The organism is Chryseobacterium sp. GTID13 (genome assembly GCF_056172655.1).
This window is the reverse complement of sequence record NZ_JAOCMB010000007.1, coordinates 61767-73846: the sequence shown is the minus strand read 5'-3', so window position 1 is coordinate 73846 and position 12080 is coordinate 61767. Positions and strand designations below refer to the sequence as shown.

Annotated in this window: 9 protein-coding genes and 3 pseudogenes; 3 read left to right on the top strand and 9 right to left on the bottom strand. The window is 38.0% G+C overall.

From position 1 onward, the window contains the following. The first annotated feature begins 93 nt into the window (after positions 1-93). Positions 94-1203, top strand: a pseudogene (gene prfB, locus N4G44_RS19435) (peptide chain release factor 2). A gap of 87 nt (positions 1204-1290) precedes the next feature. Beyond that, a complete protein-coding gene (locus N4G44_RS19430) occupies positions 1291-1986 on the top strand; it encodes a DedA family protein (protein WP_474929156.1) in 696 nt (231 codons plus the stop codon). A 41-nt stretch (positions 1987-2027) separates the two neighbouring features. Here the strand turns inward: N4G44_RS19430 and N4G44_RS19425 are convergent, their stop codons facing one another. The 4 genes and pseudogenes from N4G44_RS19425 to N4G44_RS19410 all read right to left on the bottom strand — a co-directional run bounded on the left by N4G44_RS19425 (position 2028) and on the right by N4G44_RS19410 (position 4220). Continuing rightward, the gene (locus N4G44_RS19425; RefSeq protein ID WP_474929154.1) at positions 2028-2897 is read right to left on the bottom strand and encodes an alpha/beta hydrolase; all 870 of its coding nucleotides are present in this window, start codon (positions 2895-2897) and stop codon (positions 2028-2030) included. A gap of 73 nt (positions 2898-2970) precedes the next feature. Beyond that, the gene (locus tag N4G44_RS19420) at positions 2971-3366 is read right to left on the bottom strand and encodes a DUF3471 domain-containing protein (RefSeq protein WP_474930107.1); all 396 of its coding nucleotides are present in this window, start codon (positions 3364-3366) and stop codon (positions 2971-2973) included. Next, a pseudogene (locus N4G44_RS19415) lies at positions 3349-3783 on the bottom strand (serine hydrolase domain-containing protein); the annotation flags it as partial. The gene N4G44_RS19420 and the pseudogene N4G44_RS19415, both read right to left, overlap by 18 nt. A gap of 41 nt (positions 3784-3824) precedes the next feature. Continuing rightward, positions 3825-4220: a serine hydrolase domain-containing protein gene (locus N4G44_RS19410; RefSeq protein WP_474930106.1), complete on the bottom strand. Its 396-nt coding sequence runs from the start codon at positions 4218-4220 to the stop codon at positions 3825-3827. Positions 4221-4517: 297 nt separating this feature from the next. On the opposite strand from N4G44_RS19410, the gene N4G44_RS19405 reads away from it, so the two are divergent. After that, a complete protein-coding gene (locus N4G44_RS19405; RefSeq protein WP_474929152.1) occupies positions 4518-5417 on the top strand; it encodes a DUF808 domain-containing protein in 900 nt (299 codons plus the stop codon). Between the two features lie 101 nt (positions 5418-5518). Here the strand turns inward: N4G44_RS19405 and dnaJ are convergent. The 5 genes and pseudogenes from dnaJ to proS form a co-directional block, all read right to left on the bottom strand. Next, a pseudogene (gene dnaJ, locus N4G44_RS19400) lies at positions 5519-6635 on the bottom strand (molecular chaperone DnaJ). Between the two features lie 105 nt (positions 6636-6740). Beyond that, the gene (locus tag N4G44_RS19395; RefSeq protein WP_425551454.1) at positions 6741-7277 is read right to left on the bottom strand and encodes a nucleotide exchange factor GrpE; all 537 of its coding nucleotides are present in this window, start codon (positions 7275-7277) and stop codon (positions 6741-6743) included. Positions 7278-7560: 283 nt separating this feature from the next. Continuing rightward, entirely contained in the window at positions 7561-8892 is a 1332-nt protein-coding gene (locus tag N4G44_RS19390) for an Nramp family divalent metal transporter (protein WP_474929150.1), read from the bottom strand. Between the two features lie 115 nt (positions 8893-9007). Further along, on the bottom strand, positions 9008-10318 hold the full coding sequence (locus tag N4G44_RS19385; RefSeq protein ID WP_474929148.1) for a DUF937 domain-containing protein: 1311 nt from the start codon (positions 10316-10318) through the stop codon (positions 9008-9010). Positions 10319-10436: 118 nt separating this feature from the next. After that, the gene (gene proS / locus N4G44_RS19380; protein ID WP_474929146.1) at positions 10437-11912 is read right to left on the bottom strand and encodes a proline--tRNA ligase; all 1476 of its coding nucleotides are present in this window, start codon (positions 11910-11912) and stop codon (positions 10437-10439) included. Positions 11913-12080: the final 168 nt, after the last annotated feature.

Below are 12080 nucleotides of genomic sequence, written 5' to 3'. Positions count from 1 at the left end.
TACATATTAACAAATATAAAAAGGTTTTGATGAAGTAGCTTATTCTTCATTACTCATAATTTTATCCGTATTTTTGTATAAAATAAAAAATTCGTGATCAACAACGACCAGATAAAAGAAGTACAGGCCAGAATCGGCGATTTATATAAATACCTTCAGATCGAAAAAAGAAGATAGAAATAGCCAATGATGATGAAAAAACCGCTGCTCCCGAATTTTGGGATAATCCAAAAGAAGCAGAGGTATTTCTGAAGCAGCTCCGTTCCAAAAAAATGGGTGGAAGATTATGAAGAAATCAGTACCCAGTTTGAAGATCTTCAGGTGCTGGCAGAATTTGCCAAAGAAGATCCCGATTCTGAAAAAGAGCTGGATGAAACTTTCCCACAGCTTGTAGAGAAAATAGAAGACCTTGAATTTAAAAATATGCTTTCCAATGAGGGCGACGAACTTTCTGCGGTGCTTCAGATTACTGCGGGAGCCGGAGGTACGGAAAGTTGCGACTGGGCTTCAATGCTGATGAGAATGTATACCATGTGGGCTGAAAAGCAAGGGTATAAGATCCGTGAGCTTAACTATCAGGAAGGTGATGTAGCCGGGGTGAAAACTGTTACCCTCGAAATTGATGGTGAATATGCTTTCGGATACCTGAAAGGAGAGAACGGAGTGCACAGGCTGGTGAGAATTTCACCATTTGACAGTAATGCAAAACGGCATACCAGTTTCGTTTCCGTCTATGTTTATCCGTTGGTGGATGATACTATTGAAATCAATATCAATCCTGCCGATATTTCATTTGAGACCATGAGGTCTTCCGGAGCCGGTGGACAGAACGTTAACAAGGTAGAAACCGCCGTACGTCTTCGCCACGCACCGACCGGAATTATCATTGAAAACTCCGAATCCCGTTCTCAGCTTCAAAACAAAGAAAAAGCCATGCAGCTCCTTCGTTCAAGACTCTATGAAATGGAGCTTGAAGCCCGTATGAAAGCAAGAAACGAGATAGAAGCCAACAAAATGAAAATAGAGTGGGGCAGCCAGATCAGAAACTATGTGATGCATCCGTATAAATTGGTAAAAGACGTCCGCTCTGCTTACGAAACTTCGGATGTGGATTCCGTGATGAACGGAAATATCACACCATTTCTGAAAGCCTTTCTGATGGCTGATGGAACTGCAGTTTCAGACGATGATATGGACTTGTAAAATATCATGCCCGGATTTTAGTTAAAAACTTATAATTAATTTTTGTTTCAGACTTTTTACGCTTATTTTTGTTGTTAATCGTTATATATGGAAGATTTCAATAGCTGGAAGGATTTACTGAATCCCGAGTTTTACATTAAAATGGGTGGGTTCTGGCTTATTTTATTTATTATTTTCGCAGAAACAGGTCTTTTTGTAGGTTTTTTCTTACCTGGAGACTCATTACTGTTTGTGTCGGGCATTTATGCAGTTGAAATCATCAAAGAGACTTTTGGCTCCACCGGGAGCGATTTCTTGGATACCACTATTCTTGCTTCATGTGTAGCGCTTGCCGCCATTATAGGAAACGAAATAGGTTATTATTTTGGGGTGAAAACAGGTCCTGCTTTATACAAAAAGCAAGACACAATGCTTTTCAAGAAAAAATATCTTTATCAGGCTCATGATTTTTTTGAAAAACATGGGGCGTTGGCCATCATTATGGCCAGATTTTTACCGGTGGTAAGAACATTTACCCCTATTGTTGCCGGGATTGTAAAAATGGATAAAAAAGAGTTTTTAAGGGATAATATTATCGGAGCAGTACTTTGGTCATTTATCCTGATCTTTGCAGGGCATTATCTGGACAAACTTTTCCAGGAGCAGTTTGGTATCAATTTAAAAGAAAAGCTGGAACTGATTATCATCGTTATTGTTCTGATAACCACACTTCCTGTGATTATCAAATTTGTTTTTGGTAAAAAAGAAGATTTTTCAAAATACGAGGATAAAGATCTTGAATAAGAAATAATATTGAAAATATAGATAACCTGCTTTCCCGCAGGTTATTTTTTTATCCATTCCAGAATATTCGGATAGATGATGCTGTCTCTTTTTATTTTGCTGAAAAACCTGGGAGCATGACCTGTTCTTTTCATAAACACAAGCTTGTGGGGTACATTCTGTTTCGTAAGCGCAGAATCCATGGAAATACCCTGATGCTGGTTGACAAGAAAATCATTATTTCCCTGAAACAGTAATGTGGGAACATTGGATATATTGGCGATCGGGCTTGCTTCTTTAAAGGCTTCAGATACATTTTTGCGGTCAAATTTCGTTCCTACCACTTTCTGGAAGGTTGGAGAAGTGTATTTGGAATAGAATGAATTCAGGTATTCCGGACTGTAAAAATCTGTAGGACCGCTCATGGAAACGATCTTTTTGATCTGTTCAGGATGTTTGTAGCCGTAGAGTAGGGCAAGATGCCCGCCTGCACTTTCTCCCAGAAGAATATAATTGTCAGGCAGAAGTTCAGCTTTTTCGGCCAGAGAATTAAACTTGTTGATTGCCAATCCGATATCTTCCAGCTGTTGTTTGTAAGTAATGTTTTTCCGTTTAGATACCAATCTGTAATTCATGTTGATACTTGGGATTTTGTTTTCAAACAGCATTTTCTGAATCTGGATCATATGTTCCTTTTTTCCGAGAGTCCAGGCGCCTCCATGTACGATCAGAACTACAGGAGCATCTTGTGCGTAATCCAACGGAAGAAAAACATCCATTTTCTGTCTTTTATGCTCTCCGTATTTTAAATTGTATATTTTCTGCTGGCCGCCGGTACCTACCCAAACCCTGAATTTGGTATTGCAGGACTGTAACAGGAAACTGAGGCATCCTACAACAAAAAAATGGTATCTGAGAATCAGCTTTTTCATTAATTAAATGTAAAAAAAAGTTACGGAATACAATATTTTTGAAAGATGATGTTTGACAGTTCAGGCTCCGTTATTAAAGCTTTTCAGCCGTTTGGGATGCAAGCCCCTTTTTGATTGTTATAATATCTTTTTCTCCATTCTTTAGAGTGAATGTGATTTCCGTATCATCATCGGCAAGGAAAAAGACATCTTCTTTTTCAGCCAGCATTCTCACTTTAGGATCATTATTATTCTGAATAAAAAGCTGTCCGTTTTCATATAAAATATGGATAATGCTGTTTTCCGGTAAGGCATAATCGCCCGCATACCTTTTAAGTAATGAAGCATCCAGAGCTACTTCTTTCTTAGGTTTCGGAAGATCAAAAGGCTGGTCTAAAAGAGCGGCTAAAATTGTATTGCCTGCTTTTTCCAGTTTTTTACTCGTAATATTGTTAAGCAGTATGATGCAGATATCATCCTCAGGAAGCATCGCAAAATAGCTTGTTGAACCTTCTATATTCCCACCGTGATTGATCAGTTTTTTTCCGTAGAGATCATCGATAAACCAGCCGTAACCATAACCGCTAAGAAATGGAGTAGTCATTTTTCTGAATGATTCTTTCGAAACAATTTTATAGTTTTTGAGCCCCTGGTAATATTTATACAGGTCTTCAGCAGTACTGTAAATCTGTCCTGCCGGGCCGGTTAATTCAGGATTCCATATCTCCGTTTTTTCATGCTTTGTTTTTGACAGGTACGAATAAGGAACTGTTTTATATGGGCTTTTCAGTGCCAAATAATCAAAGCCTGTATGAGTCATTTTCAGTGGATCCAAAATGATTTTTCTTACGGCATCTTCATAAGAAAGACCTGTAACTTTTTCAATAATAATTCCGAGCAGAATATACCCGGAATTGGTATAGGAAAACCGGGTGCCCGGCTCGAAATCTAAAGGTTCATCTTTAAAAAAGAAAGTTCCTTATTTTGAGTAATTTTCTCTCCGGTATGAAGAAGCCGGAAGTATTCCTTATTGCGTAATGGCTCATAAATTCCCGAAGTATGGGTAAGAAGGTTCTCAATAGTAATTTCATTTCCCCTGGGATAATCTGCAATGAATTTGGAGACAGGATCTTTCACAGATAGTTTTCCTTCTTCACTGAGTTTTATAATAGTTAATGCAGTAAAAGATTTGGTTAAAGAAGCAATCTGAAAAATGCTTTCATTCCGGTTTGGAATCTTATTTTCCGCATCCTGCCAGCCATAAGGTTTTTCGAAAATGGTTGAATTGTGATAGTGGATCAATGCAGTTCCGTTAAATTTATTGACATCTGCATATGCCTTGATAATACTGTCAGTTTCCTTTTTTTCTTTTCTACACTTTCTCTTTTTATAGTCGCTTTATTTTGTGCTTTTAAAGGAAAACAGAATAGGCAGAATATAAAACTTATTCCTAAAAACAGTATACGGAACTTGTTGAGCATGATTATTGTTTTAAAACAGAGTAAAAGTAAGCAGAGTTTTTTCAAATAGTACGTTTATAGGCAGAAAATATTTAAAATTAATATACAGAATCAAATAAAAATAGATTTTAATAATTATTTTTGCCCGACTTAACATATATTAAAAAAATATTAAAATAATATGGCATCTGGTTTTTTTGCAATTTTAGATGATATTGCAGCACTGATGGATGATGTGGCCGTTACAAGTAAAATAGCTACGCAGAAAACAGCAGGTATCCTTGGTGATGATCTGGCAGTAAATGCAGAGAAGGCTACAGGTTTTCTTTCCTCAAGGGAAATTCCGGTCTTATGGGCCATTACAAAAGGATCTTTTATCAATAAGCTCATTATTCTTCCTATTGTATTTCTTCTCAACTGGCTCTATGCTCCGGCGATCAATTATGTGTTGATCCTGGGAGGATTATATCTGTCTTTTGAAGGTGTTGAAAAAATCATAGAATTTCTTTTCCACCGCGATAAAAAAGGCCATGAAGTAGTAGAAGAAATTGCAGAAGACGAAAGAAGTGATGAGGAAATAGAAAAAGCAAAGGTAAAATCGGCCATTACCACAGATTTTATTTTATCCATTGAGATTGTCATTATCGCTTTAGGAACAGTTTTGGAAGAAAGCCACCCTTTTATTACACAGATTTTGGTAACGAGTCTGGTTGCCTTTATAGCGACAGTGGGAGTTTACGGTATAGTTGCCTTAATTGTAAGGATGGATGATGCAGGATTCAAATTAATCAAAAAAAGTAATGACAAAGGCTTCTTTGGAAAGCTAGGGCATTTATTGGTGAAAGCATTACCAATTGTCATTAAAGCTTTGGGAGTTATCGGAACGATTGCTTTGATTATGGTTGCCGGCGGTATTTTTGCACACAGAATAGAATTTCTTCACCATGTTTTGCCTTCCTGGTCCTCTAATGAGATTCTTACTATAGTAAAAGAAATTATTCTTGGTCTTGCAGGAGGTTTATTTGCTGTTGCCCTTTTTACAATGGGGAAGGGTGTTGTTTCTTTAGTGAAAAAGAAATAGAATTTATATAAATCTAAAAATTTTCGGCGCGGCTTCGTAGAAGCCGCGCCGAAAATTTTAGTAGCAAAAAAGAGGCTTAAAAAGCCTCTTTTTAAATATTTTTAATTGAATAAATCTTTTACTTTATCAAAAAAAGTTTTTTCCTTTCCGGAAGGTTCTGCAACCATTTCGCCGCTTGACATCTGTTTTTCAAAGAAATCTTTCTGGTCTTTCGTAAGCTTCTGAGGAGTCCATACATTAATGTGGATGAACATATCACCTTTTCCGTAGCTGTCGATGCTTGGAAGGCCTTTTCCTGCCAGTCTGAGGATCTTTCCGGACTGAGTTCCCGGATCAACGGTAATTTTTACTTTTCCGCCTACCGTAGGAACTTCTTTTGGTTCCTAAAGCTGCTTCTGCAAAAGAAACATATAATTCCTGATGAAGATTATCACCTTCTCTCTTGATGGTTTTATCTACTTCCTCTTCAATGATCACCAATAAGTCTCCCGGAATTCCGCCGAAAGGGGCATCATTTCCTTTTCCTCTTACATTAAGCTGGATGCCGTCTCTGGCTCCTGCCGGAATATTGATGGAAATTTCTTCCTCATCCTTGATTAATCCCTGTGCATTAGCACCTGCAGGAATTTTATCTGCAACTTTCCCGATTCCCTGGCAAGTACCGCAGGTAGTCTGGGTCTGCATCTGTCCGAACATCGTGTTCATTACTTTAAGCTGAACACCGGAACCGTTACAGGTAGGACATACTTTTGAAGTCGCCCCTTCTGCCATTTTCATTTTCTTTACTTTGATGGTTTTCTGGGTTCCGTTCACCATTTCTTCAAGATTCAGCTTAATTCTGATTCTCAAATTGGAGCCCTTCACCTGCTGGCGTCCGCCGCCATTTCCACCAAAGCCTCCGAAGCCTCCACCGAAAATATCTCCAAACTGGCTGAAAATATCTTCCATGTTCATCCCTCCGCCGAAGCCTCCGCCTCCGAAACCTCCGTTACCACCCATTCCGGCATGGCCAAACTGGTCGTATCTTGCACGTTTCTGATCGTCGCTTAGTACTTCATAGGCCTCGGCAGCTTCCTTGAATTTCTCCTCAGCTTCCTTATCTCCCGGATTCTTATCAGGGTGATATTTAATGGCCATTTTTCGGTACGCTTTCTTTATTTCGTCGGAAGATGCAGATTTACTGATCTCAAGAACTTCGTAATAATCTCTTTTTGACATATTGATTATAATTGATTATTGATAAATGATAATTGAAGCCTATTGCTAATAGTTTGAAACCTGCTGTCAATCAATTATCTCTCATCATTTATCATTTATTTACTATTAGTTTCCTGTTACTACTTTTGCAAAACGGATCACTTTATCATTCAAAGTATATCCTGTTTCAATAACATCTACGATTTTGCCTTTCAGATCTTCAGATGGGGCAGGAATCTGGGTAATAGCTTCATGATAGTCAACATTGAATGCATCACCTGCATTTACCTCCATCGCTTTTAAACCTTTTTCAGTAAGTCTGTTCTTAAATTTCTGATAGATCAGCTCTACTCCCTGAAGGTCTGATGCATTGCCGTTTTTAGCAATTTCTTTTAAAGCTCTTTCAAAATCATCTAAAATTCCGAGCATAGAGATCATCAGATCCTGGTTGGCATATTGGAAGAATTCCATCTTCTCTTTTGCCGTTCTTTTTTTATAATTTTCGAATTCAGCGTATAATCTGATGTAACGGTCTTTTTCTTCTGCCAAAAGTTCCTCTGCAGAAGGTTTTGCTGTCACATTTTCTTCAGATACAGCTTCGTTCTGAATGTTGTTTTCTTCCTGATTATTGATGCTTTCTTCGTTAATATCCTGATTTTCCATAATTCAATATTTATTTAAAGAATTGTTTGACAAAGAACCTGCCAAATGCAAAAAATGGACATTAAGGCAGAAAAAGGAATGAAGAGTGAAGTGTGAATGGTCAATTTTGCTTCGCAAGTGAATAGTGAATTGTTGGGATTAGAAATTCACCATTGACAATTGACTATTCACGGTAATTCATTATTCTTTGGTTGTGAATGGTCAATTTTGCTATGCAAGTGAATAGTGAATTGTGGGACTAAAAATTCACCATTGACGATTGACAGTTCACCCAATTATACTTCTATCCCGTAAATGTTTGGTAAAGCAGATAAAGGTTTAGAACAATGATGATAACCGAAATAATCCAGACTGCTATTTTTAACCAAGGTTTGTTGACAAATTCCCCCATTTTAGCCTTATCGTTGGTAAACATAACTAATGGCACAACTGCAAAACTCAGCTGCATGGATAAAATGACCTGGCTTAAAACCAACAAATCGGTTGTTCCCTTTTCACCATAGAGGATTGTCACTATTAAAGCGGGAATTACAGCAATCAGTCTTGTAATTAATCTTCTGAGCCATGGTTTTAACCTGATATTGAGGAAACCTTCCATGACAATCTGTCCCGCAAGAGTTCCCGTAAGCGTAGAATTTTGTCCTGACGCCAATAAAGCAATGGCAAAAGCAATACTTGCCATAGAGGCTCCTAATATGGGAGTAAGCATCTTGTAGGCATCGTGAATATCTGCTACATGCTTATTTCCTGTAGTATGGAAGGTTGCTGCGGCCAGAATAAGAATAGCTGCATTGATAAAGAAAGCCAACATGAGTGAAACCGTACTGTCGATAGTTGCAAATTTTATGGCTTCCTTTTTTCCTTCTTTATCCCTTGGATAATCTCTTGTCTGGACAATGCTGCTGTGGAGGTATAAATTATGAGGCATAACGGTAGCTCCCAGAATTCCGATCGCAATATAAAGCATGGCCGGATTTTGAATGATTTCCTTTTGAGGAACCAATCCGCCAAGAATCTCATTAAAGGCCGGCTGCGAAATGACAATTTCATAAATAAAGCATGCAAGAATGATAAAAATAAGTCCGCCGACAATACTTTCTATCCATCTGAAGCCTTTAGCCTGAAGTAAAAGAATGATGAGAACATCTACGGTTGTTATGACAATTCCCCAGGTTAAAGGAATATGAAAAAGAAGATTTAATGCTATGGCAGATCCAATTACCTCGGCGAGGTCACACGCTGCAATGGCTATTTCACAGAACATCCATAAAATGAAATTAGTAGCGGGATTAAAATGGTCACGGCAGGCCTGTGCAAGATCTCTTTCGGCAACAACACCTAATTTTACAGATAAGTGCTGTAAAACCATTGCGAAAATGTTTGAAATAAGAATTACCGAAAGCAGGGTATATCCAAACTGTGCCCCGCCTGCAATATCCGTGGCCCAGTTTCCCGGATCCATGTATCCAACGGCAATCATCAGCCCAGGTCCGGCAAAAGCAAGATACTTTCTCCAAAACGGGGCATTTCGGGGAACTTTTATAGAGGAATATACCTCAGAGAGGGAATGTGATGTTTTATCTTTACGCCAGGCGTTATTTAATTTGAAATTCATAAATGTTAGAAATGACTAACAAATTTAATTAAATAAATATAAATATGAAAGCCATGAAATAAAAAAAATCCCGGAAACTAGTTTCCGGGATCCTATTTTTAAAGATTCTAAAGACCTATTTTGCAAATCTTACAGACATTTTTCTGTCCGCTGCTCTTTCTGCATCAGAAGCTTTAGCATCTACTTTTGCAAATTTACTTCCGTAACCTTCAGCTCCTAAAACCTGAGCACCAACTCCTGCTTTTCCTAAAGCATTTTTGATGAAATCAGCTCTGGCCTGAGATAATTTTACGTTGGAAGCTTCATTTCCTGTTTTATCAGTATAACCTCCGATTTTGATTTTTGCATCCGGGAATGCTTTTAAAATAGCTACCAGATTATCAAGCTGCCCCTGAGAACCTGCTTCCAGTTCAGTAGAACTTCCCATTTTAAAGTTTACATGGTCAAAATCATACCACTTATCTTTTAATGCTGCATCATCAGCTGCATTCTTATAATCTCCCGATTTAAGGAAAGTAATCATCTGATCTTCCATACCTCCTTTGTAACCTTTCAGCATAACACCGTTAAGATCAATATTTTCATCTGTTCTTGTTACCGGTGCGGCAGCTGTTGTTGAAGCCGTATCCGTGGTTGTAACAGTAGCAGCTGTATCCGTAGGTGCTGCAGTAGAGTCTGCGGTAGTGGTCGTTGTAGTCGTCTGTTTTTTATCACACTGTTTCCAGATGAAATAAGCCGCAGCGATTAAAAGTAAAAGCGGAAGCAACCATTTCCAGATTGAACCTCCGCCATCATTATTATTTCTGTCAGGATTGGTTCCTGCAGATGTAGTACTTCTTGTAACTTCTATTTTCGGCTCTTCACTGGCTGCTGGTCTGATGGCATCATTGTCATTATCAAATTTATACCCTTTTGCCCAGTCCCCGATATTCAGAGATGCAAGAGAAAGTCCTGCAGGTAAAAGTGAAGAAATGATTCCTTTTTGTTCACCCAACAGGTTGGAAATACCAGATTTGCCTAAATTATTATCAGCAGCATATTTACCGATAGAACCTACCGTAGCTCCTGTTACTAAATTCAGAAGGGAACTGGAAGTGTTATTGCTGATTCCTGCATAGGTAGCAATAGCATTCACGATTCCACTGATCTTATCTCCAAAAATAGAGGTCAACAGATTGGAAATTACAGGGTTGCTTGATGAACCACCTAGTAAATTTCCTAAAATTCCGCTTGACGAGGCATTGGTAATAGCATCCAAAACTCCGGGATTATCAGAGTTGTTTGCTAATCCTCCAACAACGGCAGGCAATAAACCTCCGATTGCTTTTGAAATACCAGACTCACTTTCTCCAAACTGAGAAGCTGCTTGCGAAACTAAAGCGGGACCTAACTGTCCTTTAATTAAATCAATGACATTTAAAGACATAATAAATTATTTTTTTAGATTAATGTTGCATAAATTTAAACAAAAATCTGTCCAAAAGTCATTTTTTTTGAATATTTATTTAATTTCCCGGCAAACCTTTGGAAATAAGCAAAAAAAATTAGTAAGCTTTTGCGAATAATACACGTCTTTTAGACGGTTTTCCACTTACCATGGAAACTCCTTCTTCAACGTCGTCATCCAAAGGAATACATCTTATGGTAGCCTTTGTTTCGTCTTTAATCTGCTCTTCTTCTTCTGCTGTTCCGTCCCAGTGAGCATATATAAAGCCTCCTTTTTCTTCGAGAACTTTTTTGAACTCTTCATAAGTATCAACTCTTGTGATGTTGTCTTTTCTGAAGTTTAAAGCTTTTTCATAAATATCCTTCTGGATAGTCTGTAACAGTTCTTCGATATAAGAATCCAGACCATCAATAGAACGGACTTCTTTCGTTAAATTATCTCTTCTTGCAATTTCAACAGATCTGTTTTCAAGATCTCTTGGTCCCATTGCAATTCTCACAGGAACACCTTTCAATTCATATTCCGCAAACTTCCATCCCGGCTTATTGTGTGTATCGTCATCGAATTTCACTGAAATTCCTTTTGCCTTTAATTTAGCCTGAATATCAAGAGCCACTTCACTGATCTGTGCCAGCTGCTCATCTCCTTTGAAAATCGGAACAATCACTACCTGGATTGGTGCAAGGGTAGGAGGGAGTACCAGTCCGAAATCATCGGAATGCGTCATAATAAGTGCTCCCATTAAACGGGTAGAAGTTCCCCATGAAGTTGCCCATGCGTGTTCTATTTTTCCTTCCTTATTGGTGAATTTTACATCAAAAGCTTTCGCGAAATTCTGGCCTAAGAAGTGAGATGTTCCTGCCTGAAGTGCTTTCCCATCCTGCATTAATGCTTCGATACAATAGGTTTCATCAGCTCCTGCAAATCTTTCAGAAGGTGTTTTCAATCCTTTAATAACAGGCATTGCCATGAAATTTTCTGCAAAATCTGCATATACATCATTCATCTTTATAGCTTCTTCCACTGCTTCATCTTTGGTAGCATGGGCTGTGTGCCCTTCCTGCCATAGGAATTCTGCTGTTCTAAGGAACAGACGGGTTCTCATTTCCCAACGGACAACGTTGGCCCATTGGTTAATTAATATCGGAAGATCTCTGTAAGACTGGATCCAGTTTTTGTAAGTGTTCCAGATAATTGCTTCAGAAGTAGGACGTACGATAAGTTCTTCTTCTAATTTGGCATCCGGGTCCACAATAAGCTTGTGAGGATTGTCCGGATCTGTTTTTAATCTATAATGGGTAACTACTGCACATTCTTTAGCAAAACCTTCTGCATTTTTTTCTTCTGCCTCAAACAGGCTTTTGGGCACAAAAAGCGGGAAATAAGCATTAACGTGACCTGTTTCTTTGAACTTTTTGTCCATTTCATCACGCATTTTTTCCCAGATTGCATAGCCGTATGGTTTAATTACCATGCATCCTCGCACTCCAGAGTTTTCAGCTAAGTCAGCTTTTACCACCAACTCATTATACCATTTGCTGTAATCTTCGCTTCTTGAGGTTAATTTTGCCATTATTTTTTTAAATTTTTTTAACTTTTGTTGATTATTGTAATCTAAAAATAAAAATCTATTTTTGATAGATTTTTTTACCAGTGTTTTGGTACATTTTTGGTACAGATTGCAAATATAATTTAAATTAAAAATCTTTACGTTATCATGAAAAGAAATATACATAAAAAT

Excerpts from the sequence above, each read along its gene's own strand:
- N4G44_RS19420 (WP_474930107.1), bottom strand. The coding sequence starts at position 3,366 with ATGCTTCCTGAGGATGATATCTGCATCATACTGCTTAACAATATTACG.
- proS (WP_474929146.1), bottom strand. The coding sequence starts at position 11,912 with ATGGCAAAATTAACCTCAAGAAGCGAAGATTACAGCAAATGGTATAAT.
- N4G44_RS19425 (WP_474929154.1), bottom strand. The coding sequence starts at position 2,897 with ATGAAAAAGCTGATTCTCAGATACCATTTTTTTGTTGTAGGATGCCTC.
- N4G44_RS19405 (WP_474929152.1), top strand. The coding sequence starts at position 4,518 with ATGGCATCTGGTTTTTTTGCAATTTTAGATGATATTGCAGCACTGATG.
- N4G44_RS19430 (WP_474929156.1), top strand. The coding sequence starts at position 1,291 with ATGGAAGATTTCAATAGCTGGAAGGATTTACTGAATCCCGAGTTTTAC.
- N4G44_RS19395 (WP_425551454.1), bottom strand. The coding sequence starts at position 7,277 with ATGGAAAATCAGGATATTAACGAAGAAAGCATCAATAATCAGGAAGAA.
- N4G44_RS19390 (WP_474929150.1), bottom strand. The coding sequence starts at position 8,892 with ATGAATTTCAAATTAAATAACGCCTGGCGTAAAGATAAAACATCACAT.
- N4G44_RS19385 (WP_474929148.1), bottom strand. The coding sequence starts at position 10,318 with ATGTCTTTAAATGTCATTGATTTAATTAAAGGACAGTTAGGTCCCGCT.